This is a genomic window from Acinetobacter sp. CFCC 11171, assembly GCF_003268405.1.
GTDB lineage: Bacteria > Pseudomonadota > Gammaproteobacteria > Pseudomonadales > Moraxellaceae > Acinetobacter > Acinetobacter amyesii.
This window is the reverse complement of the sequence record NZ_LQXP01000119.1, coordinates 1-395: the sequence shown is the minus strand read 5'-3', so window position 1 is coordinate 395 and position 395 is coordinate 1. Positions and strand designations below refer to the sequence as shown.

The 395-nt window shown below is 39.2% G+C and carries 1 protein-coding gene; it reads left to right on the top strand.

Going from position 1 to position 395, the window contains the following annotated elements:
* The coding region (locus AVJ20_RS18125; RefSeq protein WP_213066216.1) for a tetratricopeptide repeat protein at nucleotides 1-363 on the top strand (363 nt) is incomplete at its 5' end.
* Between the last annotated feature and the right edge of the window lie 32 nt (nucleotides 364-395).

Genomic DNA, 395 nt, shown 5'->3' with positions numbered 1-395 from the left:
CCATCTGCGCAAAGAGCCCTTGGGCTAATGTATCTCAACGGTCGAGGTGTACAGAAAGATGATGTCAAAGCATTTGAATGGTATAGCAAGGCAGCTGCTCAGGGCGATCCATCTGCGCAAAATAACCTTGGGCTAATGTATGAGTACGGTCGAGGTATACAGAAAGATGCTACCAAAGCAGTTGAATGGTATTTTAAAGCGGCAAATAACGGTAACGCAACGGCTCAGTTCAATATTGGTCAAAGCTATTTAAATGGGAGTAATGGATTATCGAAGAATCGAGTAGAGGCATTAAACTGGCTTAGAAAATCAGCAAATAATGGAGTTGTCCAAGCTAAGTTAATACTTGCTGAACTTCAGTAATTTTTAATTTTTTCTAAAATTAACATAATACA